Here is a 24,055-nt window from a genome sequence, read left to right as displayed (position 1 = left end):
CTCTCCCCCATCCTTTACCGCCCGCGGAGGCCAGGGCCATCATGGCCCCAGCCCCCACGGGAGGAACTGCTTAAACTTTGGCTTAGTCCGGCCGGCCGTGCAGCGGCTCCTTGCGGTGCCAGTTTTCGAGAATGCGGCCGTCGGTATGCTTCTGCTGCGCCCAGCGGATGCCGTTGGAAATGACCTTGTGCACCATCTTGTCGTGGTAGATCGGATAGGTCTCGTGGCCGGGGCTGAAGAAGAAGATGCGCCCGCGGCCGCGCTGGAAGGTGCAGCCGCTGCGGAACACTTCGCCGCCGGAGTACCAGGAGATGAAGACCAGCTCGTCGGGCTGCGGAATGTCGAAGGGCTCGCCATACATTTCCGAGGCATTGACCTCGAAATAGGGCGGCAGGCCCTCTGCGATCGGGTGCGAGGGATTGACCACCCAGACGCGCTCCAGATCACCCTCTGGCGTCTCGCGCCAGGAGAGGTTGGCATTGGTGCCCATCAGCCGGCGGAAAAGCTTGGAATGATGGCCGGAATGCAGGACCAGCAGGCCCATGCCCTTCAGCACCCGCTGCTGCACGCGGTCGATCAGCCCGTCGCTGACCTCCTCATGCGCCATGTGCCCCCACCAGAGCAGCACGTCGGTATCGTTGAGCACGGAATCCGGCAGGCCTTCATCCGGATCGTCGAGCGTGCCGCGGCGGATCTCGAAATCGGGATGGGCGATACCGGCGGCGATCGCGCCGTCGATGCGGTCGGGATAGATATCCTGCACTTCCTTGTGGACCTGCTCGTGGCGTCCTTCGTTCCAGATCGTGACCTTGATTGTCATGTCATTCCTCGATGTTTCAAACTTGAGCCGAACGGATTACCCGGCCGGCGGAATCGAACAGATGGCAGGCGGCGCGCTCGGCCGTCAGCGACACGCGGTCGCCGGGGCGGATGGTCATGTCGCCTTCTGCACGCACGACGATCGGCTGCTGCTGCGAACCGACCGTCAGATAGGTCTCGACGCCGAGCCGCTCGACGATGACGACCTCGGCCGAAAAATCGCCCTGCCCCTGCGGCGCAAGCTTCAGATGTTCCGGCCGGATGCCGAGCTTCGCCTCGCCCTGCGGCACGGCGCCATTGGCATCCGAAAGATCGATCGCAAGACCGAGCGGGCTTTCCAGATGCACCTTGCCGGCATCCCGGCGCGTTGCCGTCATCGGCAGCACGTTCATCTTCGGCGAGCCGATGAAGGTCGCGACGAATTCGTTTTCCGGCTGGTGATAGAGTTCCATCGGCGCGCCCTGCTGGGCGACGACACCCCTGTTGAGCACGACGATACGGTCGGCCATCGTCATCGCCTCGACCTGGTCGTGCGTGACATAGACGACCGTCGCCTTCAGCTCGCGATGCAGGCGCTGCAGCTCGGCGCGCATCTGCACGCGCAGTGCTGAATCGAGGTTCGACAGCGGCTCGTCGAACAGGATCAGCGACGGCTTCTTGATGATCGCGCGGCCGATCGCCACGCGCTGGCGCTGGCCGCCGGAAAGGGCGGCCGGCTTGCGGTTGAGATAATCGGTCAACTGCAGGATCTCGGCGACGCCCTCCACCTGCTTCTTGATCTCGGCTTCCGGCACCTTCTTCAGGCTGAGCGAGAAGCCGATATTCTCCGCGACCGTCATATGCGGATAGAGCGCATAGGACTGGAACACCATGGCGATGCCGCGCTTGTCCGGCGGCACATCGTTGATGCGCTCTCCGTTCAGCACCAGATCGCCCTCGTCTATGCCTTCGAGGCCGGCAATCATGCGCAGCAGCGTGGACTTGCCGCAGCCGGACGGGCCGACGAAGACGGCGAATTCGCCGTCTTCCACCGTGATGTCGACGCCCTTGATGACTTCCAGCGCGCCGTAGAATTTGCGAACGTTTCTGAGATTGATCATTCGTTTCTCTTTCTTGATCTCAGCCCTTCACACCGCCTGCAAAGGTCTGGACGAGGAAGCGCCGCGCAAAGCCGAAGGCGACGACGGCCGGCAGCAGGTAAATGAAGGCGAGCGCCGTCAGCAGGCCGTAATCGATCTCGTTGATGCGCAGGAAGGCGCGGAAGAGACCGAGCGGCAGCGTCTGCAGCTCCGGCGACGACAGGAAGATCAGCGGCAGCAGGAAATCGCCCCAGGCCGACATGAAGGCGAAGAGGCCGGCGGCCGCCAGCCCCGGCATGGCGAGCGGGATCAGCACGCGGCGGATGCGCTGCGTCATCGTCGCCCCGTCCATGACGGCCGCCTCCTCATAGTCGCGCGGCAGGCCGTCGAAGAAGGTCTTCATGATCCACAGCGCCAGCGGCAGCTGCATGGTGGCAAGCACCAGCATCAGGCCGAGATAACCGTCGATGAACCCGGTCCAGCGCATGATGTCGCGGGCATAACTGCCGAAGATCGGCCTGAGGATCGCGCCTTCTGCATTATTGAGCGTCAGCAGGAACTTGTAGAGCGGCACGACAAGCGCCGTCGGCGGCAGCACGCGGATGAGCAGGATCGCATAGAGGAAGGGCAGCTTCCACCAGGCACGCGTGCGTGACAGCGCATAGCCGCCGAGCCCCGCCAGCACCATGACGAGAAGGGTAGCGCCGCCGACCACGAAGAGCGAGTTGAACAGCCATTTCGCCCCGTCCTCCTTGGTGAAGACGCGCACGTAGTTTGCGAGCGTCCATTGCTCCGGCCAGCGCAGGAAGAGCTGCGCATTGCCGTCGAAGGAGGCGAGCAGCACCCAGAAGAAGGGCACGGCGCAGAAGATCGAGATGATCGACAGTGTCGCATAGGCGAGAAGATCGGAGCGGGTCTTGTTGGCGCCTTCGCTCGGGGAAACAACGGCCATATCAGATCTCCACCTTCATGGCCCGCACATAGCCGATGCCGAGGATCAGCGAGATGATGAGCGCGACGACCGCGACCGCAGCACCGTAACCGAGCTGGAAGGCCGTAAACGACTGGTTGTAGATATAGATGCTGACGACCTCCGTCGCCCCGCCCGGCCCGCCGCGCGTCAGCGCATAGACGAGGCCGAAGACGGCGATGGTGGAGACGGCCGAGATCAGCATGTAGAGCAGGATCGTCGGCATCATCAGCGGCAGGGTGATGCGGCGGAACATCTGCGAGGGTGTGGCGCCATCCATGCGCGCCGCCTCGTAGATCTCGGAGGGAATGGTGCTCAGGCCCGCCGTCAGCAGGATCATCGCGGTCGCGATACCGCGCCAGGTATTGACAATGATAATCATCGACAGCGGGAAGGAATTCAGCCAGTCGACGGGATCAATGCCGAAGAGGGCGACGATGCGCGACAGCGTCGCATGTTCGCCGCCGGCCAGCATCGAGATCCACATGAAGCCGGCAACGACTTCGGGAGCGGCATTCGGCAGCAGGATGATCGAGGAGAAGAACTGCCGGAAACGGATCGGCCGGCGCAGCGCCATCGCCGAGATCAGCCCGAGCACGAACTGGCCGATGACGGCAGACCCCATGACGAAGACGAAGGTGACGAACAGCGAGTTCCAGAACTTCGCATCGTTGAAGAGGCGCACATAGTTGCGGATGCCGACGAAACGCGGCCGCAGCGCCGCAGCCCCCGTCAAGGCCTCGTTGGTGAAGCTCAGGTAGACGGAATAGAGGGCGGGATAGATCACGAAGGCCAGAAGCAGGATCAACGACGGCAGCAGAACCAGCAGGAGTTGGCGCTCGGTTCGCTTTTCATGAGAGTTTCGGGCCATTGAAGCTCACAACCTTATCGAATGAATCCGGCTTATCGAATGAAAGCGGGAAGACGCGGCGATCATGCCGCGTCCCCGTCCTGGGCGGAAAAAAGAGGTCAGCGGCTCACTTGACCATGTCGTCGCCGAGCGTTTCCTTGACGTAGTCGACAAGGATCTTCTGGGCGCCGGCTGCATCGGTTTCCTTGCGCAGCAGGGCTTCGGTGGCCCGCGCCACGCCTTCGGCAACCGTGCCGAAGCCGGAAGCCTGCTTCAGGAACACGCCGTTTTCAGCAGCAGCATGGATCGGAACGAGTTCCGTCAGCTTCTGGAATTCCGGATCCTTGGCGGCATCCTTGCTGGCCGGGATATTGCCGATGCGAGCAGCATAGGAAACCTGCGTTTCGACCGAGCCGATTTCCATCAGCGCCTTCTTGGCAAGTTCCACATTGGCGGACTTGGAATTGACGGCCCACGGAGCGGCGAGGTTGGCAAGCACGTACTGGCCGCCGCTCTGGCCCGGAACCGTCCAGGTGCCGACGATCTTGGTCACGTCGGGGATCGGGTTCTTGCTCTCGCGACCCCAGTCGAAAATGTAGCACCAGGAGCCGCAAGTGGTGGCGGCAAGCTTACCGGCCGGGAACATTTCGTACTTCGGCACGACCCAGGGCTCCGGTCCGAGCAGCGGCTGCACCGGCATCAGATCCTTGTCGATCAGCGTCTTGTAGACGTTGAAGACATCCTTCACGCCTTCGCCGTTGAGATCGAGCTTGCCGTCGGCATCGACGAGCTGCGGCGTCTTGGAACCGACGATCAGGTGCTGGAAGCCCTCGTCGAAGGCGCCGCTGCCCCAGGAAACGCCGGCCGGGAAGAGCAACCCGTAGGAGCCGGTCTTCTGCTTGATCTCGGCAGCGCGATCGAGCAACTCCTGCCAGGTCTTCGGCTGCTCGGTGGAAATGCCGGCCTTTTCGAGAACGTCCTTGCGATAGTAGATTTCCTGGATGCCGAGCATGAAGGGCATCACATAGGTTTCGCCATCCGGGCTGACGGCAAGCTGCTTGGCGACGTCATAGAGGTTGGCGTAGCCGTCCCAGGCCTTGAATTCGGCAGTGACGGGCGCGAGGTAGCCGGCTTCCACCATGTCGGCGACGGCGGCCGTCGTTGGAATGGAGAAGAGGTCGGGCGCATTGCCGGCGCCGAGTTCGGTCAAAAGCTTGGTGAGATAATCCTTGTCCGGCGCCGGATATTCGACGACCTCGACCGTCACGCCATATTTTTTCTCGATCCGCTCGACGGTCGACTTCATCGCGTCGATGCCGGCCTGGCCGTGATTGGCGATACGAATTGTTTCCGCATGAGCCAGCGTCGAAACCGCGCTGAGCAGGATGGCCCACAGGCCACCGATAACCGTCTTCTTCAACGGAAGTCCTCCCTTTTTTAGAGCCACGGCGCCCTCCAGCACCGGTGAAGAAAATGTACACGCATTCTGAATGCTGACAAGATGATTTTTCAAGCCGAAGATAATGGCAGTTTATTATATTGATTTTCAACGATTATTTATAACTTGCACCAGACGATGCGTTTGTGTAATCGTTTGCACAACACGATCAGGGAGGATTTCGATGTCTCAGAAATTGCGCCTCGGCGTCATCGGCGCCGGCTTGAAAGCGGCCGAATACGCCCAGAGCTGGGCGAAGATGCCGGAAATTGAATTCGCAGCACTCGCCGACACGACGGAAACCTCCCGAAAGCGCCTCATCGACGTCTGCACCGCAGCCGGCGCGCCCGAGCCGAAAAGCTTCGAGGACTATCGCGTCATGCTCGAAAAATGCCGCGACGAACTCGATATCGTCTACGTTTCGACCCCGCATGCTTTCCATGCCGAGCAGGCGACGGCCGTGGCCGAAGCCGGCCTCGATCTCTTCCTCGAAAAGCCGATGGTCACGACGGTCGCCGAGGCGCAGACGCTGATCGCCGCACAGAAGAAGAGCGGCGTCACCATCGTCACCGCCTTCCAGGGCGGCCTCTCGCCGCTGGTGCTCGATACCCGCAAACGCGCGCTGTCGGGCGAATTCGGCGAGCTTATCGCCATTTCCGGCATGATCTGGGAAAGCTGGTCTTCCAACTATGACGGCCATTGGAAGCAGCAGCCGGAAATCTCCGGCGGCGGCTTCATGTTCGATACCGGCGCGCACATGATGAACACGGTCTGCCTGCTTGCCAATTCCGATTTCGACAGCGTTTCCGCCTATATGAACAACCACGGCAAGAAGGTCGATATCGCCACCGCCGTCTCCGCCCGCCTGAAGAACGGCGCGCTCGCGACGCTGACGGCCGCCGGCGAAGGCCCTCCCGGCTGCGCCTCCTACATCACCTTCTTCTATTCCAAGGCGATCGTGCGCATCGACGCCTGGGGCGGCTGGCGTGAAATCAGCGTCGGGCGCACCAGCGAGCCGCGCGAAGAGGCCGAGATTCTCGGCAATCCGATGAAGAATTTCCTCGCCATCCGCGCCGGAACGATGGAAAACTCCGGCTCCGTTGAAATGGGTCTCAGATTCGCTAGGCTCTGGGATGCAATCAAGGAATCGGCAGCAGCCGACGGCACGCCCGTCAGGATTGCCGGATAGGCGCACGAGAATGAGCGGAACGAACAGACGGCGGATCACCTCGAAGGAACTGGCAAAGCTCGCCGGCGTCTCCTCGGCGACGATTTCGCGCGCCTTTTCGCCGGATTCCAGGATCGGCAGCGCCACGCGTGACCGCATCCTCGCCGTCGCCCGCGAATATGGCTACCAGCCGAATGCGATTGCGCGCTCGCTGAACAATCAGCGCTCGCGCCTCGTGGCCCTTGTCGTCAACGCCATCGGCAACCCCTGCGAGGCCGAGGAACAGCAGCTCCTCGTCCACCGCCTGCAGGCCCGCCAGCTTCTGCCGATCCTGCTCTGCTGCGCCGATCATTCCGACCGCCTGCAGCTGATGCGGCTCGCCTCCACCTATCAGGTCGATCACGTCGTCATCTTCTCCGACATGGTCTCGATGCAGGACGCGGTCGATATTTTCCATACGACGCGGCCGATCATCGTCTCCTTCGAACCGCTGGAGAACGAGGACGTCTCCAATATCCGCATCGATGGCGCGCTCGGCGCCGGCGAGATCATCGACAAGATCGTCGGCGACGGCAAGAAGCGCTTCGCCTATCTCTCGGGCACGAAGTCGAGCTGGATCGACAAGCTGCGGCGCAAATGGTTTGCCGATGCGCTCGCCCGCCACGGCCTCTCTTTCGAAGCGGAAGCCTTTGGCGACTATTCCTATGATTCCGGCTTCAAGGAGGCCGTCCTGCTGCTGCACCGCTCCAAGGTCGATGCCATCATCTGCGGCAACGACGTGATGGCGATCGGCGCGCGCGATGCTGCCCGCCGCGTGCTCGGGAAGAATACGCCTGAGGATATCGCCATTGTCGGCCAGGACGGCATTGCCATGGCCGCCTGGGATTGCAACGACCTGACGACGCTGAGCCTCGACCACGTGGCCTTCATGGACGCCGTCGTCGAAGTGATCGAACGCCATGAGGCCGGCGACGAAGGCCCGCACAGCATCACGCTTGCCTGCACACCCCGCTGGGGTTCGACCGCCTGAGGGGCGGTTCCAGCTATTCGTTTCGAGGAGGACTACCGATGACCACCCTTTCCCGCGCCGCCGCCAGGCGCCGCCTCTCCCCTTTCGCCTGCCGGGGAGAATGAAATGCGTTCCGTCGTTTCCCTGAACGAATCCTGGAGTTTCCACGAGGGCTTCGGCCAGCACCTGACGGAGGCCTTTGACGGCGCGAGCATGGTCCACCTGCCGCATACGGCCGTCGAGCTGCCCTTCAACTATTTCGACGAGAAGCGCTACCAACGCGCCTTCACCTATCAGAAGGTGCTGCGCTGGCTGCCGGAATTCGAAGGCCGTGAAGTCTCCATCCTCTTCGACGGCGCCATGGCCGACAGCGTCGTTTACCTGAACGGCGAAGAGATCGTCGCCCACAAGGACGGCTACACGCCTTTCGAAGCCCGGCTCACCGGCAAGCTGGTCAAAGGCGACAATCTCATCACCGTCAGGATCGACGGCAGCGAGAACCCCGCCATCCCGCCCTTCGGCGGCCGCATCGACTATCTCACCTATGCCGGCATCTATCGCGACGTCTGGCTGAAGGTCACGGACAAGATCTTTATCCGCAACATCAAGATCGAGACGCACGACGTCCTGTCCGATGCCAAATCGGCAACGGTGCGGGTCGATATCGCCAATCCGCGGGGCCTTGCCTATACGGCGACCGTCACCGGATCGCTGAGGGACGCGCATGGCAATATCCTTGCAAGCGCGGCCGGCGAAACGATCGGCACAAACACAACCCTGTCCTTCGGCGGCCTGACCGAGATCGAACTCTGGGACCTGTCGAACCCGGCGCTCTATGAAGTCTCCGTCGAACTGAAGACCGAACATGGCGCCGACAGGACCACCGGCCATTTCGGCTTCCGCACCGCCAAATTCACGTCGGAAGGCTTCCTTCTGAACGGCCATCCCGTAAAGCTGCGCGGCCTCAACCGCCATCAGGCCTATCCCTATGTCGGTTATGCGGCCGGCCGTTCCGCCCAGGAGCGTGACGCCGACATCATGAAGACGGTGCTGAAGTGCAATATCGTGCGCACCTCGCATTATCCGCAGTCGAAATGGTTCCTCGACCAGTGCGACCGCATCGGCCTCCTGGTTTTCGAGGAAATCCCCGGCTGGCAGCATATCGGCGATCTCGACTGGCAGAAGGAATCGATCGAGAACGTGCGCCGCATGATCGAGCGCGACTGGAACCACCCTTCGATCGTCATCTGGGGCGTGCGCATCAACGAATCGCTCGACAGCCACGACTTCTACACCGCCACAAACCGCCTGGCGCACGAACTCGATTCAACCCGCCAGACCGGCGGCGTTCGTTACCTGACCGAAAGCGAACTGCTGGAAGACGTTTATACGATGAACGACTTCATCCTCGGCAACGAGGAGCTGCCGGGCGCCAACCGCCCGCGCACCGCGCTTCGCGGCCAGCAGGAAAATACCGGCCTGTCCTACAAGGTCCCCTACATCATCACCGAATTCAACGGCCACATGCATCCGACCAAGATGTATGATGCCGAGCAGCGCCAGGCCGAACATGTGCGCCGCCATCTGGAAGTGCTGAATGCCGCCTATGGCGACCCGGACATTTCAGGCGCCATCGGCTGGTGCATGTTCGACTACAACACCCACAAGGATTTCGGCTCCGGCGACCGTATCTGCTACCACGGCGTCATGGACATGTTCCGCGAGCCGAAATTTGCGGCCTACGTCTATGCCAGCCAGTGCGACCCTTCCGATGAGATCATCATGAAGCCGGTCACGTTCTGGGCACGCGGCGAACGCAGCATCGGCGGCGTCTTGCCGCTGATCATCCTGACCAATTGCGACGAGGTGGAGCTGACTTACGGGACGCTCACCAAGCGCATCGGCCCGGACCGGGAAAACTATCCGCATCTGCCGCACCCGCCCGTCGTGCTCGACCACCGCCACTTCACCCAGGACGAACTCGGCCGCTGGGGTCTGGAATGGATCGACGGCGAATTCACCGGCTTCATCAACGGCGAGCCCGTGGCGAAGCTGACGCTCGCCGCCGATCCGCTGCCGACGAGGCTGGACGTCGCGCCCGACCGCACGACGCTGAAGGCCCGCGAACGCGACACGACCCGCGTCGTCCTGCGCGCGCTCGACCAGTGCGGCCAGCGCCTGCCCTTCCTCAACGATGTGGTGACGCTGACCGTCCACGGTCCGGCCAGGATCGTTGGCCCGACGACCGTGCCCCTGCAGGGCGGAACCGCCGGCTTCTGGCTGGAGGCAACGGGCTTGACGGGCGAAATCACGGTCGAAGCAACATCTGGCCGCTTCGCACCGGTCACGATCTCCGTGGCGTCCGTCTGACGAGCGCCAGTTTCGCTGGCTAAGCGATCCTCAACTGGCTGGCCGGATCGAAGAACACCGCCTTGTCGAGATTGAAGGCAAGGCGGGTGTTCTGGCCGGGCAGGATGCCGGCATCGGCGCCAAGACGCGCCACCACCGACTTGCCGCCGAGCTTGGTGACGGCAAACGTATCCGAACCGGCCGGCTCCACCACCTCGATGGCGCAATCGCCGTGCACGACCGACTTCGCCTTGCGGTCGGCGCCGTCGATATCGGTCAGGGCTTCCGGGCGAATGCCGAAGATCACCTGCTTGCCGGCATAGCCGGTCAGACTGTTATTGCCGGCATTGACCGGCAGCTTCAGCGGCTCGCCATTCGGCCGCTCCAGCGACACCTGCAACCCGCCCGCGCCGTTTTCGACGGTGGCGTTGAGCAGGTTCATGGCCGGGGACCCCATGAAATCGGCCACGAAGACATTGGCCGGGCTGTTATAGATCTCGGCCGGCGTGCCGAACTGCTGCAGCACCCCGTCTTTCAGAACGGCGATCTTGGTTGCCAGCGTCATCGCCTCGATCTGATCGTGCGTGACATAGACGATCGTCGTGCCCATGCGCTGATGCAGGCGCTTGATTTCCGTGCGCATGTCCACGCGCAGCTTCGCGTCGAGGTTGGACAGCGGTTCGTCGAACAGGAAGACCTGCGGATTGCGCACCAGTGCGCGGCCCATCGCCACGCGCTGACGCTGACCGCCCGACAGCTGCGACGGCTTGCGATCGAGCAGATGACCGATCTGCAGCATGTCGGAGACCTGCTTGATCGCCTTTTCACGCTCTTCCTTCGGCACGCCACGGATTTCCATGCCGAAGGCGATGTTGCCGGCGACCGTCATGTTCGGATAGAGCGCGTAGCTCTGGAACACCATGGCGATATCGCGCTTGGACGGATGCAGATCGTTGATCGCCCGCCCGTCGATGCGGATTTCACCTTCGGTGATCGCCTCGAGCCCGGCAATGGTGTTGAGCAGCGTGGACTTGCCGCAGCCCGACGGGCCGACCAGCACCAGGAAGCCGCCCTTTTCGAGTTCCAGGTCGATCCCCTTGAGAATATCGACGGCGCCGAAGCGCTTCTTGAGACCGGAAATTTCAAGGAAAGCCATGGATCACCCTTTGACGGCGCCCGCCATCAGACCGCGCACGAAGTAGCGGCCGGCGAGGATATAGACGATGAGCGTAGGTACGGCCGCGATCATCGCCGCAGCCATGTTGACATTGTATTCGACCACGCCGGTCGAGGTATTGACGACGTTGTTCAGCGCCACCGTCATCGGCATGGAATCGCCCGTGCCGGCATAGGCCGAAGCGAAAAGGAAGTCGTTCCAGATATTGGTGAACTGGTAGATGACCGTGACGACGATGATCGGCAGCGAGTTCGGCAGCATGATGCGGCGGAAGATCTGGAAGAAGCTGGCGCCATCCACCTGCGCCGCCTTCACGAGCTCCGTCGGGAAAGCCTCGTAGAAATTGCGGAAGAATAGCGTCGTGAAGCCGAGGCCGTAAACGACGTGCACGAAGACGAGGTTCACGGTCGGGTTGCCGAAGCCGAAGCTGAAGCCCGTGGCATTCTGCAGCGTCATGCCGAAACGGCCGAGCGCGCCGAGAATGGTCGCCATCGGCAGGAGCACCGACTGGAACGGGATGAAGCAGGCAAAGAGCATCAGCCCGAAGACCAGCGTATGGCCCGGAAAACGCCATTTGGTCAGCACGTAGCCGTTCAGCGCACCCAGGATAGTCGAGATCGCCACTGCCGGTACGACCATCTTGATCGAGTTCCAGAAATAGCCCTTGATGCCGGTGCAGGTGAGGCCGACACAGGCTTCGCCCCAGGCCTTGAACCAGGGGTCGAGCGTCGGCGACTGCGGCAGCGCCAGCATGTTGCCGCCCTGGATCTCGTCCATGGTCTTGAACGAGGTCGTCAGCATCACGAAGAGCGGCATCAGATAGAGAACCGCAAAGATCAGCAGCAGGCCGTAAATGATGACCCGGCCGATCCAGCGGCCGCTATTGCCGCTATGCGCGATCTCGGAGGAGGTAATGCTGCTCATCGCGCCTTCTCCCTCAGTTCGGAATAGAGATAGGGAACGATGATCGCCGAGATGGTCATCAGCATGATGATGGCGCTCGCGGAACCGACAGCCATTTCATTCCGCTTGAACGTATATTCGTACATGAAGTTGGACGGCAGCCAGGCGGAACCGCCGGGGCCACCCGATGTCAGCGCGACCACGAGGTCGTAGGACTTGATCGCCATATGGGCGAGCACGATGAAGGCCGACAGGAAGATCGGCCGCAGCATCGGAATGACGATGCGCCGGTACATCTGGAAGGGCGAGGCGCCGTCGATCTGCGCCGCCTTCATGATTTCGCCGTCGATACCGCGCAGGCCCGCAAGGAACATCGCCATGACGAAGCCGGAGGCCTGCCAGACACCGGCGATGACGACCGTGTAGATCACGAAATCCTTGTTCTTGATCCAGTCGAAATGGAAGCTCGTCCAGCCGAAATGGTGCAGCGTCTGCTCCAGCCCGAGACCCGGATCGAGGAACCATTTCCAGGCAACGCCTGTTACGATGAAGGAGAGCGCCATCGGATAGAGGAAGATCGGCCGCAGGATACCTTCGCCGCGGATTTTCTGGTCGAGAAGGATGGCGAGCAGCAGGCCGAGCCCCAGGCAGATGAAGATATAGAGGAAGCCGAAAATCCCCATATTGGTGATCGACGTGTACCAGGAGGACGGCGGATCGCTCTCGAACGTCCAGCGCCAGAGCCGCTGATAGGCGCGCGAGCCGGTCAGCGCATAGGACGGAAAGGTCTTGGAATTGGTGAAGGAGAGATAGGCCGTCCAGACGATGAAACCGTAGACGAAGATGACGGTGATGAGGAAACTCGGCGCCAGCACGATCTTCGGCAGCGCATCCTGCAGCCGGCCTTGAATGGACGTGCGGGTGGAAGATTTCGACGTCAGGACCGGATCCGTGGTCGCAACTGTGCTCATGGGATCATCTCCTCCCCGCATGGCAGGGGCTGTGGCTTTCCCGCAGGAAAGGCGGGAAAGCCGTGATCAGTGGGAATGTTAGCGGGCGTCGTCGATGGCCTGGACGAGCTGGGTTACGGCTTCGTCGGAGGTCTTGATCTGACCATGGACGAATTTCGAAACGACGTCCTTATAGGCGTTGGCGATCGCCGGCGGAGCACCATAACCCTGTGCCAGCGAACCGAACAGCGTGCCGCCCTCGTTGGCGGCCTTCAGGTCGGCAATGCCCTTCTTGCCGCAGGCGTCGAAATCCGTATCCGGAACGTCGGTACGAGCAGGAACCGAACCCTTGACGACATTGAAGGCGGACTGGAAGCTCTTCGACAGCGTTGCCGTGGCGAGCGCGACCTGCGCGGCCTTGCGGTCGTCGGGAACGTTGAACATGCCGAACATGTCGGAATTGTAGATCACGCTGCCGTCGGTACCGGGGAAGCGGTAGCACAGGAAGTCGGTGTTCGGGGTCTTCTTGGCGGCGACGAATTCGCCCTTCGCCCAGTCACCCATGACCTGCACGAGCGCATCGCCCTTGATGACCATGGCGGTCGCCAGGTTCCAGTCGCGGCCCGAGAAGTTTGGATCGACATACTGAATGATCTTGGCGAGGTTATCGAAGGACTTCTTCATCGTGTCGGACTTCAGCGACTCCTCGTCGAGATCGTTGAAGGCCTTCTTGTAGAATTCCGGACCGCCGGTCGACAGCACGATGGAATCGAACATCGTGGCTTCCTGCCAGTTCTGACCGCCGAGGGCGAGCGGGATGACGCCGGCTGCCTTCGCCTTGTCGAGCAGCGCGATCAGGTCGTCGAAGGTCTTCGGCTGCGTACCGCCGATCTTGTCCATGACGGACTTGTTGATCCACAGCCAGTTGACGGAGTGGACGTTGACCGGTGCTGCGACCCACTTGCCGTCATAGACGGAGAACTTCTGCAGCGCGGCCGGAACGGATTTGTCCCAGCCTTCCTTCTTCGCCGTCTCGGTCAGGTCGCCCATGACGCCGGCCTGGGCATAGTCGAGCACGGTGTAGCCGAGCATCTGCGAAGCGGTCGGATAGGTACCGGCCGCAACCATCGCCTTCAGCGCGGTCATGGCCGCATCGCCGCCGCCGCCGGCGACCGGAACGTCCTTCCAGGCATAGCCTTCCTTGGCAAGGTCGCCCTTCAGCACGTTGAGCGCCGCGGCTTCCCCGCCCGACGTCCACCAGTGCAGCATCTGGACTTCCTTGACGTCGGCCGCATGAGCGCTGCCGAAGCCCGCCATCATCACGACAGCAAGGGCTGCCGAGCTCAAAAACTTGCGCATGAATATCCTCCCGTTCGTGAATGGGCAGCGAGATCCGCCTCAGCCGCCCCGATGCTGTCCGCCGCAAGGGCGGTCAGGCACCAGACCGCGCCTCCCAGCGCGGTTGACAATTTAAAACGTTATAAACGCAGCCGCGTCAAGTCCTTCCTCGACTCCCGAGAAAAATATGATTAGTCAAATAATTATTGATTTTATTTGATTTTTTCGGAAGAGCTAAGAAATCGTAAAAATTTAAATCGTTTGCATTGATTGATTGCGCGCCGGTTTCATCGTGTTATTGTAGCCGCGATCCAGCACGGAATGTCCTCAGTGACCGAATCGTCCCAACTGCAACGCGGTGAAAATCCGGACGCCGCGCAAAGACGCGGCAAGCCGACTTTGCGCACGATCGCGACCTTGACCGGTCTTGCGGTGACGACGGTTTCGCGCGCCTTGAGCGATGCGCCGCAGATATCGGTCGAGACGCGCGAGCGCGTCCACCGCATTGCCCGCGAGATCGGCTACCTGCCCGACCGCGCCGCCCAGCGCCTCAAGACGGGCCGCACCAATGTCATCAGCATCCTTCTCGATCCGCACCAGGAAGTCGTCGGTTTCGGCACCGCCATCATGTACGGCATCGCCAAGGTGCTGAAAGAAACGTCCTACCACCTCGTCGTTGCCCCGAATTTCCTGTCGACGACCGATCTCGAAGCGGCGGAATATATCGTCCGCAACAATTTCGCCGACGGCCTGATCTTCACGCGCACGGAGCCCTTCGATGCGCGCGTGCGGATGCTGCAGGAGGTGGGCTTCCCTTTCGTTTCCCACGGGCGCACCGAATTTTCGACGCCGCACCCTTATGTCGATTACGACAATTACGCCTTCGCCTATGAAGCCACCCGGCGCCTGATCGCCAAGGGCAGGAAGAAGGTCACGGTCGTCATGCCCCCGAAACGCCTGACCTTCAGCCAGCACATCCTTCACGGCTTCATGACCGCCGTGCGCGAGGCAGGCGTCGCCTACGAAATATCGGAGGCCGTCACGCTCGATTCGCCGGCCAACGAGCTGAGGGATTTTTTCCGCGCGCGCGCCGCCGCCCCTGACGTTCCCGACGGTTTTGTCTGTCCGGGCGAGGTTTCCGCGCTGGCGCTCGTCAGCGCGATGGGCGATGCCGGCCGCGTCCTGGCCGAAGATTACGATATCGTCGCCAAGGAGACGTCCCATCTCCTGACGCACCTTCAGCCGAAGATCGACACGATCTACGAGGATCTGGTCGAGGCCGGCGAACATCTCGGCCGGATGCTTCTTCAGCGCATCGGCAATCCGGCAGCCGAAAACGACAGCCTGCTGCTGCCGCCGCAAATCAACTTTCCGCTCGCCTGAGCGTGCCTTCAAGTGTCCCGGAAGGCGAAGACGTCGACCGGCTCGCCGAGCCCGCGCAACGGGAAGGTGCCGAGATCGTCCATCTCTTCGTCGCAGCTCGCCATCTCGACGAAAGCGCGCGACAGCAGTACAGGCCGCTTGACCTCCTTCGTCAGGCTTTCGAGCCGCGAGGCGATGTTGACCGCCGGGCCGATAACGGTGAAGTCCAGCCGCCGGCGTGATCCGATATTGCCGTACATGACATCGCCGACATGCACGCCGACGCCGTAACGCAGCGGATCGCGGCCCGCGCGCCGCAGCCTCTTGTTCAGCCGCGCCATCGCCGCCTGGCCGCCGCGGATCGCGCTCAGAAGATCGTTGCAGGCCGTCGGCTTTGTCAGCGGAAAGATAGCCAGCAGTCCATCGCCCATGAATTTGAGGATTTCGCCGCCGTTGCGCTCGATCGGATCGGATATGGCATCGAAATAATCGTTGAGCAGTTGAATGACATCGTCGCGCGGCCAAAGATCGGAAATGCTCGTAAAGTCGCGCAGGTCGCAGATCATGATCGCCGCCCCCACCGTCATGCCGCTGCCGCGCGTCGTAACGCCGGAAAGAATCTGTTCGCTCGCGTGCGGCCCCACATAGGTCTGCAACATCGTGCGTGCCATGATGTTCTTCAGCCTGATTTCGCTGACGAGCGTCAGGGCCGGCAGCAGGTCGCGCAGGAAATCGATGTGATCGTCGTCAAAGCCGCCGGGCTTGTTGGTGGAGAAGGTGACGATGTGGCGCTTGTCGAACGTATGCTCGACAGGCCAGGCGATATATTCGGTAAACCCGCCGTCCCGCAGCTCCTGATAGAGCGGATAGGTATATTGCTCCCCGTCGCGTTCGAGGTTCATCCGCACCTCGCCCGCGCCGTTGTGGATCTCGTTAACCGGGCTGTTCAGGAACTGCGGCGTCTTTTCCACGCCATAGGCAAAAGTGTTGATCTTTGCCTCCTTCATCCCTTTCGTCCACAGGATGCGGGCACCGATCCATTGCGGGTGATTGGTACGAAAATGCAGGCTCGAGCGCGTCACCGGCACACCGGCCGCCAGGAGCCTCTCGCACATTTCCACCAGGATATTGTCGATGAAGCGCTCGCCGCGTGTCTCGTTGACCAGCCAGTCGAGGATCCGGCGCCGGCGGATCGGCCAGACGCCCTCGGCAGCTTCGCCGGACGCATCCGCCCTTTTGAAAGAAGACTTCATCGAAAACTCCCGCTACGCCACATCAAACCGAAAACAGAATCTCTGCTCGCGCTGAATGTGGGCGATAGCGGGCCGGATGATAAGGGGCTACGTACGGTTAATCCCTAGAAATCCCAGTCTTCGTCTTCGGTGGCGACAGCCTTGCCGATGACATAGGACGAGCCTGAGCCCGAGAAGAAGTCGTGGTTCTCGTCCGCATTGGGCGACAGCGCCGACAGGATCGCCGGATTGACCTTGCAGGCCTCGGCCGGAAACAGCGCCTCGTAACCAAGGTTCATCAGCGCCTTGTTGGCATTGTAGTGCAGGAACTTCTTGACGTCCTCGCTCAGCCCGACGCCGTCATAGAGCGCTTCCGTATATTTCGCCTCGTTGTCGTAGAGTTCGAGCAGCAGGTCGAAGGCAAAATCCTTGATCTCCTGCCGGCGCTCTTCGGAGAGTTTTTCCAGGCCGCGCTGGAACTTGTAGCCGATATAATAGCCGTGCACGGCCTCGTCGCGGATAATGAGCCGGATCATGTCCGCCGTATTGGTGAGCTTGGCGCGGCTCGACCAGTACATCGGCAGATAGAAGCCGGAATAGAAAAGGAAGCTTTCGAGGAAGACGCTCGCAACCTTCTTCCTGAGCGCATCGCCGGACGCATAATGCTCCATGATCAGCGCCGCCTTGCGCTGCAGGAACTCGTTCTCCTCCGACCAGCGATAGGCATCGTCGACATCGGGCGTCAGGCAGAGCGTCGAGAAGATCGAGGAATAGGAGCGCGCATGCACCGCCTCCATGAAGGAGATGTTGGAGAGCACCGCCTCCTCATGCGGGGTTGCCGCATCGGCCATCAGCTTGACCGCGCCGACGCCGTTCTGGATCGTGTCGAGCAGCGTCAACCCGGTGAAGACGCGGATCGTCAGCTGCTGCTCAGCCGCCGTCAGCGTCGCCCAGGAGGGAATGTCGTTCGACAGCGGCACTTTTTCCGGCAGCCAGAAATTGCCGGTGAGGCGGTTCCAGACTTCGAGATCCTTGTCGTCCTCGATACGGTTCCAGTTGATGGCGCGCACGCGGGAGGCGGGTTTGAAGGCCATGTTCATTAGTCTGTCTTTCCTCGACAAAATCTGTTGGAGTTCGTGGCCCCCTCACCCTGCCCTCTCCCCGCTGGGGGAGGGGGACGCCGTGCAAGCCGCTTGTTTCTTCTGCCCATCGGGAGAAGGTGCCGGCAGGCGAATGAGGGGGCCACGGGCTCGAAACTCTCGGCCCAGAGCCGGAAATCAAATCAAAGCGTACAAGACACGCAGCCCTGCACCTCGGTGCCGGACAGCGCCATCTGGCGAAGGCGGACGTAGTAGATCGTCTTGATGCCCTTCTTCCAGGCATAGATCTGGGCGCGGTTGATGTCGCGCGTCGTTGCCGTATCGCGGAAGAACAACGTCAGCGACAGGCCCTGGTCGACATGCTGGGTGGCCGCCGCGTAGGTATCGATGATCTTCTCCGGTCCGATCTCGTAGGCGTCCTCGTAATAGTCGAGATTGTCGTTGGTCATGAACGGCGCGGGATAATAGACGCGGCCGATCTTGCCTTCCTTGCGGATCTCGATCTTCGACACGATCGGGTGGATCGAGGAGGTCGAGTGGTTGATGTAGGAGATCGAGCCCGTCGGCGGCACGGCCTGCAGGTTCTGGTTATAGAGCCCGGAGGCCATGACGGCCTTCTTCAGCTCCAGCCAGTCTTCCCGCGTCGGAATATGAATGCCGGCGCCGTCAAACAGCGCCTGCACCTTCTCGGTCGCCGGCTTCCATTCCTGCTCGGTATATTTGTCGAAATAGTCGCCCGAGGCATATTTCGACTTCTCGAAGCCCTTGAAGCTTGAACCACGCTCGACCGCCAGGCGGTTGGAGGCGCGCAGCGCGTGATAGGTCACCGTGTAGAAATAGATATTGGTGAAATCGACGCCCTCTTCCGAACCGTAGTGGATGCGCTCGCGGGCGAGATATCCGTGCAGGTTCATCTGTCCCAGGCCGATGGCGTGGCTGTCGTCATTGCCCTTTTCGATCGACGGAACCGAGGAAATATGGCTCATGTCGGAAACGGCCGTCAGCGCCCGGATCGAGGTCTCGATCGTCTTGCCGAAATCGGATGAATCCATCGCCATGGCAATGTTGAGCGAGCCGAGATTGCAGGAAATATCCTTGCCGAGATGCTTGTAGGACAGGTCGTCGTTAAACGTGCTCGCCTCGCTCACCTGCAGGATTTCCGAGCAGAGATTGCTCATGGTGATGCGGCCGTCGATCGGGTTTGCCCGGTTCACCGTGTCTTCGAACATGATGTAGGGATAGCCGCTCTCGAACTGGATCTCGGCGATCACCTGGAAGAATTCGCGCGCCTTGATCTTCTTCTTGGTGATACGGGCATCCGCCACCATCTCGCGATACTTCTCCGTCACCGAGATTTCGGTGAAGGGCACGCCATAGACCCGCTCCACGTCATAGGGCGAGAAGAGGTACATATCCTCGTTGTTCCTGGCGAGCTCGAAGGTGATGTCGGGCACAACGACGCCGAGCGACAGCGTCTTGATGCGGATCTTCTCGTCGGCATTCTCACGCTTGGTATCGAGGAAGCGCATGATATCGGGGTGATGCGCGTTGAGATAGACGGCGCCCGCCCCCTGCCGCGCACCGAGCTGGTTGGCATAGGAGAAACTGTCTTCCAGCAGCTTCATGACGGGAATAATGCCGGAGGACTGGTTCTCGATCTGCTTGATCGGCGCACCAGCCTCGCGGATGTTCGTCAAGGACAGCGCCACGCCGCCGCCGCGCTTGGAAAGCTGCAGTGCGGAATTGATGGAGCGGCCGATCGATTCCATATTGTCTTCGACGCGCAGCAGGAAGCACGAGACGAGCTCGCCGCGCTGTTTCTTGCCGGCATTGAGGAAGGTCGGCGTTGCCGGCTGGAAACGGCCGCTGATGATCTCTTCGACCAGATCGCGGGCGAGCTGCTCGTTGCCCCCGGCCAGCGTCAGCGCCACCATGCAGATACGGTCTTCATAACGCTCCAGGTAGCGCTTGCCGTCGAAAGTCTTCAGCGTATAGCTGGTGTAATATTTGAAGGCGCCAAGGAAGGTCGGAAAACGGAACTTCTTGGCATAGGCCTGGTCGAACAGGTCACGCACGAAATTGAAGGAATACTGGTCGAGCACGTCCTGCTCGTAATAGCCTTCGGTTACGAGATAATCGAGCTTCTCCCGAAGATTGTGGAAGAACACCGTGTTCTGGTTCACATGCTGCAGGAAATACTGCTTGGCCGCCATGCGGTCCTTGTCGAGCTGGATCTTTCCCTCATCGTCATAGAGGTTCAGCATCGCGTTCAGCGCGTGGTAGTCCAGCGCTTCGGCCGCCTTCAGCGGCTTTGCGCCCGCATCCCGCGTCAGGCTTGTTCCCGTGTCCAAAATCGTCCCATCCCGTTTTTGACATTGGCGACATCCTCGGCAGTTCCCAGAAGCTCGAACCGGTAGAGATACGGCACCCGGCACTTCTGCGAGATCACGTCGCCGGCAAGCCCGTAGGTCTCGCCGAAATTGCTGTTGCCCGCAGCAATCACGCCGCGGATGTTGGAGCGGTTTTCCGCGTCGTTGAGGAAGCGGATCACCTGCTTGGGCACGGCTCCCTTCACGATTCCCGGGGCCCCGTCGCCGCAATAGGTGGGCGAGATCAGCACATAGGGTTCGTGAACGTGGATGTCTTCAGCGCCGAGGGGAATGCGCGCCGCGCGCAGTCCCAGCTTCTCGACGAAACGATGGGTATTCTCGGACCGGCTGGAAAAATAGACGATCAGGCCCATCGCTCCTCTCCGCTCAGGAGAGCGCGCTGATCATGTCGGGACGGAAACCCGCCCAGTGGCTGTCGCCGGCAACGACGACCGGGACCTGCATGTAGCCCATGCCGCGCACGCGATCGAGCGCGTCGGCATCCTCGGAAATATCGATGATCTGATAGTCGACGCCCAGACGGTCGAGGGCGCGGTAGGTAGCGGTGCACTGTACGCAGGCAGGCTTGCTGTAAACGGTAACGCTCATCATGTTCCTCGTGATGTCAATGGATTCCGGACGCAATACTGGGATCGGGCGCCTTGCGGCGTCCGAGGCAACGCTTGATATGGATCTGGCAAATGGGCGTATTACACGCCGAACACTCTTCCCCGCAGGATCTGCGCAGGCGGCGGTTTTGATGCTCTCGACATGACTTCAACCCCGAAGTGTTCATGCGGACGTTCGGGGGCAGCGCAACGGATGCGGATTTCTCCGCCTGACATCTACGCGACCTTCCGGACACCCCGCCCGTGGACATCTCGTTCAAGGCAGGTCTCCTGGCTCGCGGGTCGAAGCACCCTGCCCCCAGCCTTCCCAAAGCTTCATGCCTCAGTGACCTGAAATCGGACAGTTGCTCGCCGCTTACAGTTGCGGGGGCAGCTCCGGCCTTGTCGCGCCGTCATGGCGAAACGCACCGTATTCCCGTCTTAGCCCTCGACCCTCACGAATCGAAGGAACCTTGAACACTAGATATAGTACGCGAATCCCGGTTTGCGTCAACGGATGGTTTGCGCATCGCGTTACGGCATGTTTGAAATCGCTGCATTCCTGTGAAAAACGTGGTTAATGGATGCTTAAATAAAGCAGGCTGCGGAGGAGGGCTTGCGGGTGGAAGCCGGCAGATCGCCGGCTTCCGGGAATCAGTTGGACGCTCAGGAGTGGGTCGATGCTGCCGCCCCACGCAGCAGCCTTGCGGCAGCGACCATGTTGACGAGCGCCGGGCGAACCTCTTCCCACTTGCGCGTCTTCAATCCGCAATCCGGATTGATCCAGAGCTGCCCGTCCGTCAGACGCCGGCGCGCCAGCGTCAGGAGTTCGGTCATCTCCTCGACTTCGGGAACGCGGGGCGAATGGATGTCGTAGACGCCAGGGCCGATCTCGTTCGGATATTTGTAGCTGCGGAAGGCCTCCAGCAGTTCCATCTTCGACCGTGAGGTCTCGATCGAGATCACGTCGGCATCCATCGCCGCAATCGCATCGATGATCTGGTTGAACTCCGAATAGCACATATGCGTGTGGATCTGCGTTTCGTCCGATACGCCGGATGAGCACAGGCGAAAACTTTCGACAGCCCAGTCGAGATAGGTCTTCCAATCGGCCTTGCGCAGCGGCAGGCCTTCGCGAAGGGCGGCCTCGTCGATCTGGATCATCGCCGCGCCGGCCCGTTCGAGATCGAGCACCTCGTCACGGATCGCGAGCGCGATCTGCCGACTGACATCGGCACGCGAGAGATCGTCGCGCACGAAGGACCAGTTGAGGATCGTCACCGGCCCGGTCAGCATGCCCTTGACCGGCTTTTGCGTCAGCGATTGCGCATAACGCCACCATTCCACCGTCATCGGTGCGGGGCGGAAGACGTCGCCGAAGATGATGGGCGGGCGGACATAGCGCGAGCCGTAGCTCTGCACCCAGGCATGCTGTGTGAAGGCGAAACCGGAAAGCTGCTCGCCGAAATACTGCACCATGTCGTTACGCTCGAATTCGCCGTGGACGAGCACGTCGAGGCCGATCTCTTCCTGCCAGCGGATCGCCGCTTCGGTCTCCTTTTTCAGGAAGGCATTGTACTCTGTCTCGCTGATCGTGCCCCTGGTGAAGGCCGAGCGGGATTTTCGCACGTCCGACGTCTGCGGGAAGGAGCCGATCGTCGTCGTCGGAAAGAGCGGCAGCCGAAGTTTACGCTCCTGCAGGCCTGTCCGCTCGGCAAAGGCACTGCCGCGTGTCTTCATCGCCGCATCGATCGCGCCGACGCGCTGCCTGACTTTCTGGTCATGCACGCGCGCGGATCGAGCCCGCGAGGCGACGGCCTGCGAGGCGGCCGCAATCGCTCCGGAAGCCTTGCCGGCATTGCCGAGCGCTGCAATTTCGTCCAGTTTCTGGGTCGCGAAGGCGAGCCACGATCTCAGCTCACCATCAAGCCCGGTCTCCAGTTCCAGATCGATCGGCACATGCAGCAGCGAGCAGGAGGGCGCGATCTGCAGCCGGTCGGCACCGAAATGCCGGACCAGCGGTTCAATCTTCTGCAGGATCGCAGCGAGGTCCGCCCTCCAGATGTTGCGCCCGTCGATGACGCCAAGCGACAACACCAGGCCGTCGGGCGCCTTGAGAAGCGCGTCGATCTGCTGCGGAGCGCGAACGAGATCGACATGCAGCCCCGCGACCGGCAACGCAAGCGCCGTCGGCAGATTGTCGCCGATTGCGCCGAAATAGGTGGTGAGCATGATCTTCAGGTTCGGCACCAGTTCGTGCAGTGCCCGGTAGGCATGGTTCAGGGCCGCCTGCTCTTCTCCCGAGAGATCCAGCACGAGGCACGGTTCGTCGATCTGTACCCAGTCGGCCCCGGCGGCGCTGAGTTCCGCAAGCACCCTTGCATAGACCGGCAGCAGGCGTTCCAGCAGGCTGATCGGCGCAAAATCTTCCGCGCTTCCCTTGGCGAGTTTCAGGAACGTGACCGGACCGAGAATGACAGGACGTGTATGGATGCCGAGCGTCTTCGCCTCGATGAAGGCATCGAGCGGCCTGTTGGCTGTCAGTGAGAAGGACTGATCGGGACCGAGTTCCGGCACCATATAATGATAGTTCGTATCGAACCATTTCGTCATTTCCAGCGCCGGCACGCCATGCCCCCGATGGTGCTGATGGCCGCAATCGGCATGCGCCTCGTCGCCGGTCGCGCCGCGCGCCAGGGCGAAATAGATGTCGAGCGAAACCGGACCGCCCTTCCAGCCATAGGCAGCAGGAACGGCACCGACCATCACGGCCGTATCGAGCACATGATCGTAAAGCGAGAAATCGTTGGAAGGGATGATATCGATCCCCTTCTCTTTCTGCAGGCCCCAGTTTTCGGCCCGCCGCCGCTTCGCCACGTCGAGAAGCGCGCTGGCATCGGATTTGCCGGCCCAATAGCTTTCCAGCGCGAATTTCAGTTCGCGATGTTTTCCGATCCTCGGAAAGCCGAGATTAGCAGTCTTGATGGTCATTTCCTTACCCCGAAGGTTATGGGCAAGGCTCAGGCGCAACGCATCGACGAGGTGCGGCCACAGGCGTGCCGTCTCGCGCAAAGCGGCACACCGGGACACCCCGCCCGTGGACGTTATCTATCGCGGCAGGTCTCCTGGCTTGCGGGTCGTCGACATCGTCCAGTCTTCCCAGGCGTCTTCCCAGTGACGTCGTAGGACGGTGTCTATCCGCTTACAGTTGCGGGGGCAGCTCCGGTCTTGGCGATAGCCGCACCGAATTCCCTCTTAGCTCGGGATCGCCTGATCCCGAGAACCACGATGCGGCAAGCATGCACCCGCCGCATCCGAACGTCAAGATGACATA

The 24,055-nt window shown here is 61.3% G+C and carries 19 protein-coding genes and 2 riboswitches; of the genes, 4 read left to right on the top strand and 15 right to left on the bottom strand.

What is annotated here, in order from left to right:
- Positions 1-82: 82 nt before the first annotated feature.
- The 5 genes from ACFPWW_RS04885 to ACFPWW_RS04865 form a co-directional block, all read right to left on the bottom strand.
- A complete protein-coding gene (locus tag ACFPWW_RS04885) occupies positions 83-820 on the bottom strand; it encodes a ThuA domain-containing protein (protein ID WP_113497060.1) in 738 nt (245 codons plus the stop codon).
- 16 nt (positions 821-836) lie between these two features.
- A complete protein-coding gene (locus ACFPWW_RS04880; protein WP_112563494.1) occupies positions 837-1,919 on the bottom strand; it encodes an ABC transporter ATP-binding protein in 1,083 nt (360 codons plus the stop codon).
- A gap of 19 nt (positions 1,920-1,938) precedes the next feature.
- Positions 1,939-2,850 carry a carbohydrate ABC transporter permease gene (locus tag ACFPWW_RS04875; protein ID WP_112754838.1) on the bottom strand — a complete coding sequence of 304 codons (912 nt, stop codon included), beginning with the start codon at positions 2,848-2,850 and terminating at the stop codon, positions 1,939-1,941.
- 1 nt (position 2,851) lies between these two features.
- Positions 2,852-3,739, bottom strand: a complete 888-nt coding sequence (locus ACFPWW_RS04870; protein WP_112703808.1) for a carbohydrate ABC transporter permease — start codon at positions 3,737-3,739, stop codon at positions 2,852-2,854.
- A 106-nt stretch (positions 3,740-3,845) separates the two neighbouring features.
- Positions 3,846-5,138, bottom strand: coding sequence for an ABC transporter substrate-binding protein (locus ACFPWW_RS04865; protein WP_377310753.1), 1,293 nt, complete (start codon positions 5,136-5,138; stop codon positions 3,846-3,848).
- 202 nt (positions 5,139-5,340) lie between these two features.
- On the opposite strand from ACFPWW_RS04865, the gene ACFPWW_RS04860 reads away from it, so the two are divergent.
- The 3 genes from ACFPWW_RS04860 to ACFPWW_RS04850 all read left to right on the top strand — a co-directional run bounded on the left by ACFPWW_RS04860 (position 5,341) and on the right by ACFPWW_RS04850 (position 9,703).
- Entirely contained in the window at positions 5,341-6,345 is a 1,005-nt protein-coding gene (locus tag ACFPWW_RS04860; RefSeq protein WP_112756284.1) for a Gfo/Idh/MocA family protein, read from the top strand.
- 10 nt (positions 6,346-6,355) lie between these two features.
- Positions 6,356-7,354: a LacI family DNA-binding transcriptional regulator gene (locus ACFPWW_RS04855; RefSeq protein ID WP_112563484.1), complete on the top strand. Its 999-nt coding sequence runs from the start codon at positions 6,356-6,358 to the stop codon at positions 7,352-7,354.
- A gap of 105 nt (positions 7,355-7,459) precedes the next feature.
- On the top strand, positions 7,460-9,703 hold the full coding sequence (locus ACFPWW_RS04850) for a glycoside hydrolase family 2 protein (protein ID WP_377310750.1): 2,244 nt from the start codon (positions 7,460-7,462) through the stop codon (positions 9,701-9,703).
- A 19-nt stretch (positions 9,704-9,722) separates the two neighbouring features.
- On the opposite strand, the gene ACFPWW_RS04845 is transcribed toward ACFPWW_RS04850, so the two are convergent.
- From ACFPWW_RS04845 to ACFPWW_RS04830, 4 genes are all read right to left on the bottom strand, one after another.
- The gene (locus ACFPWW_RS04845) at positions 9,723-10,838 is read right to left on the bottom strand and encodes an ABC transporter ATP-binding protein (RefSeq protein ID WP_112563480.1); all 1,116 of its coding nucleotides are present in this window, start codon (positions 10,836-10,838) and stop codon (positions 9,723-9,725) included.
- 3 nt (positions 10,839-10,841) lie between these two features.
- Positions 10,842-11,783 carry a carbohydrate ABC transporter permease gene (locus ACFPWW_RS04840; RefSeq protein WP_112754847.1) on the bottom strand — a complete coding sequence of 314 codons (942 nt, stop codon included), beginning with the start codon at positions 11,781-11,783 and terminating at the stop codon, positions 10,842-10,844.
- Positions 11,780-12,733 carry a carbohydrate ABC transporter permease gene (locus tag ACFPWW_RS04835; protein WP_377310747.1) on the bottom strand — a complete coding sequence of 318 codons (954 nt, stop codon included), beginning with the start codon at positions 12,731-12,733 and terminating at the stop codon, positions 11,780-11,782. Before ACFPWW_RS04835 ends, ACFPWW_RS04840 begins: the two co-directional genes overlap by 4 nt.
- A gap of 78 nt (positions 12,734-12,811) precedes the next feature.
- Positions 12,812-14,071, bottom strand: coding sequence for an ABC transporter substrate-binding protein (locus tag ACFPWW_RS04830; RefSeq protein WP_112563475.1), 1,260 nt, complete (start codon positions 14,069-14,071; stop codon positions 12,812-12,814).
- Between the two features lie 309 nt (positions 14,072-14,380).
- Here ACFPWW_RS04830 and ACFPWW_RS04825 point away from each other — a divergent pair, with 309 nt between their 5' ends.
- Complete coding sequence (locus ACFPWW_RS04825; RefSeq protein ID WP_112563473.1) at positions 14,381-15,433, top strand: LacI family transcriptional regulator; 1,053 nt, start codon at positions 14,381-14,383, stop codon at positions 15,431-15,433.
- 8 nt (positions 15,434-15,441) lie between these two features.
- On the opposite strand, the gene ACFPWW_RS04820 is transcribed toward ACFPWW_RS04825, so the two are convergent.
- From ACFPWW_RS04820 to metE, 6 genes are all read right to left on the bottom strand, one after another.
- A complete protein-coding gene (locus ACFPWW_RS04820) occupies positions 15,442-16,665 on the bottom strand; it encodes an adenylate/guanylate cyclase domain-containing protein (RefSeq protein ID WP_377310744.1) in 1,224 nt (407 codons plus the stop codon).
- 104 nt (positions 16,666-16,769) lie between these two features.
- Positions 16,770-17,744 carry a class 1b ribonucleoside-diphosphate reductase subunit beta gene (nrdF, locus tag ACFPWW_RS04815; protein ID WP_112756276.1) on the bottom strand — a complete coding sequence of 325 codons (975 nt, stop codon included), beginning with the start codon at positions 17,742-17,744 and terminating at the stop codon, positions 16,770-16,772.
- Between the two features lie 182 nt (positions 17,745-17,926).
- Entirely contained in the window at positions 17,927-20,095 is a 2,169-nt protein-coding gene (gene nrdE / locus ACFPWW_RS04810) for a class 1b ribonucleoside-diphosphate reductase subunit alpha (RefSeq protein WP_377310741.1), read from the bottom strand.
- Positions 20,074-20,487, bottom strand: a complete 414-nt coding sequence (nrdI, locus tag ACFPWW_RS04805; protein WP_112563465.1) for a class Ib ribonucleoside-diphosphate reductase assembly flavoprotein NrdI — start codon at positions 20,485-20,487, stop codon at positions 20,074-20,076. Before nrdI ends, nrdE begins: the two co-directional genes overlap by 22 nt.
- A 13-nt stretch (positions 20,488-20,500) precedes the next feature.
- Positions 20,501-20,722 (bottom strand): glutaredoxin-like protein NrdH, encoded by a 222-nt coding sequence (gene nrdH, locus ACFPWW_RS04800; protein WP_037103253.1) that lies wholly within the window; start codon positions 20,720-20,722, stop codon positions 20,501-20,503.
- A gap of 262 nt (positions 20,723-20,984) precedes the next feature.
- Positions 20,985-21,212, bottom strand: a riboswitch (cobalamin riboswitch).
- A 175-nt stretch (positions 21,213-21,387) separates the two neighbouring features.
- Positions 21,388-23,712 (bottom strand): 5-methyltetrahydropteroyltriglutamate--homocysteine S-methyltransferase, encoded by a 2,325-nt coding sequence (metE, locus tag ACFPWW_RS04795; RefSeq protein ID WP_377310739.1) that lies wholly within the window; start codon positions 23,710-23,712, stop codon positions 21,388-21,390.
- Positions 23,713-23,818: 106 nt separating this feature from the next.
- Positions 23,819-24,024, bottom strand: a riboswitch (cobalamin riboswitch).
- Positions 24,025-24,055: the final 31 nt, after the last annotated feature.

Source organism: Rhizobium sp. GCM10022189 (assembly GCF_042656325.1).
Classification (GTDB): domain Bacteria; phylum Pseudomonadota; class Alphaproteobacteria; order Rhizobiales; family Rhizobiaceae; genus Rhizobium.
The sequence above is the reverse complement of the archived record's forward strand: the minus strand, read 5'-3'. Positions and strand labels throughout refer to the sequence as shown.

Bases quoted from the DNA above. Each gene is read 5' to 3' on its own strand.
- nrdF (WP_112756276.1), bottom strand. From the start codon at position 17,744: ATGAACATGGCCTTCAAACCCGCCTCCCGCGTGCGCGCCATCAACTGG.
- metE (WP_377310739.1), bottom strand. From the start codon at position 23,712: ATGACCATCAAGACTGCTAATCTCGGCTTTCCGAGGATCGGAAAACAT.
- ACFPWW_RS04870 (WP_112703808.1), bottom strand. From the start codon at position 3,739: ATGGCCCGAAACTCTCATGAAAAGCGAACCGAGCGCCAACTCCTGCTG.
- ACFPWW_RS04835 (WP_377310747.1), bottom strand. From the start codon at position 12,733: ATGAGCACAGTTGCGACCACGGATCCGGTCCTGACGTCGAAATCTTCC.
- ACFPWW_RS04875 (WP_112754838.1), bottom strand. From the start codon at position 2,850: ATGGCCGTTGTTTCCCCGAGCGAAGGCGCCAACAAGACCCGCTCCGAT.
- ACFPWW_RS04830 (WP_112563475.1), bottom strand. From the start codon at position 14,071: ATGCGCAAGTTTTTGAGCTCGGCAGCCCTTGCTGTCGTGATGATGGCG.
- ACFPWW_RS04885 (WP_113497060.1), bottom strand. From the start codon at position 820: ATGACAATCAAGGTCACGATCTGGAACGAAGGACGCCACGAGCAGGTC.
- ACFPWW_RS04845 (WP_112563480.1), bottom strand. From the start codon at position 10,838: ATGGCTTTCCTTGAAATTTCCGGTCTCAAGAAGCGCTTCGGCGCCGTC.
- ACFPWW_RS04840 (WP_112754847.1), bottom strand. From the start codon at position 11,783: ATGAGCAGCATTACCTCCTCCGAGATCGCGCATAGCGGCAATAGCGGC.
- ACFPWW_RS04880 (WP_112563494.1), bottom strand. From the start codon at position 1,919: ATGATCAATCTCAGAAACGTTCGCAAATTCTACGGCGCGCTGGAAGTC.
- ACFPWW_RS04850 (WP_377310750.1), top strand. From the start codon at position 7,460: ATGCGTTCCGTCGTTTCCCTGAACGAATCCTGGAGTTTCCACGAGGGC.
- ACFPWW_RS04855 (WP_112563484.1), top strand. From the start codon at position 6,356: ATGAGCGGAACGAACAGACGGCGGATCACCTCGAAGGAACTGGCAAAG.
- nrdH (WP_037103253.1), bottom strand. From the start codon at position 20,722: ATGAGCGTTACCGTTTACAGCAAGCCTGCCTGCGTACAGTGCACCGCT.
- ACFPWW_RS04820 (WP_377310744.1), bottom strand. From the start codon at position 16,665: ATGAAGTCTTCTTTCAAAAGGGCGGATGCGTCCGGCGAAGCTGCCGAG.
- nrdI (WP_112563465.1), bottom strand. From the start codon at position 20,487: ATGGGCCTGATCGTCTATTTTTCCAGCCGGTCCGAGAATACCCATCGT.
- ACFPWW_RS04860 (WP_112756284.1), top strand. From the start codon at position 5,341: ATGTCTCAGAAATTGCGCCTCGGCGTCATCGGCGCCGGCTTGAAAGCG.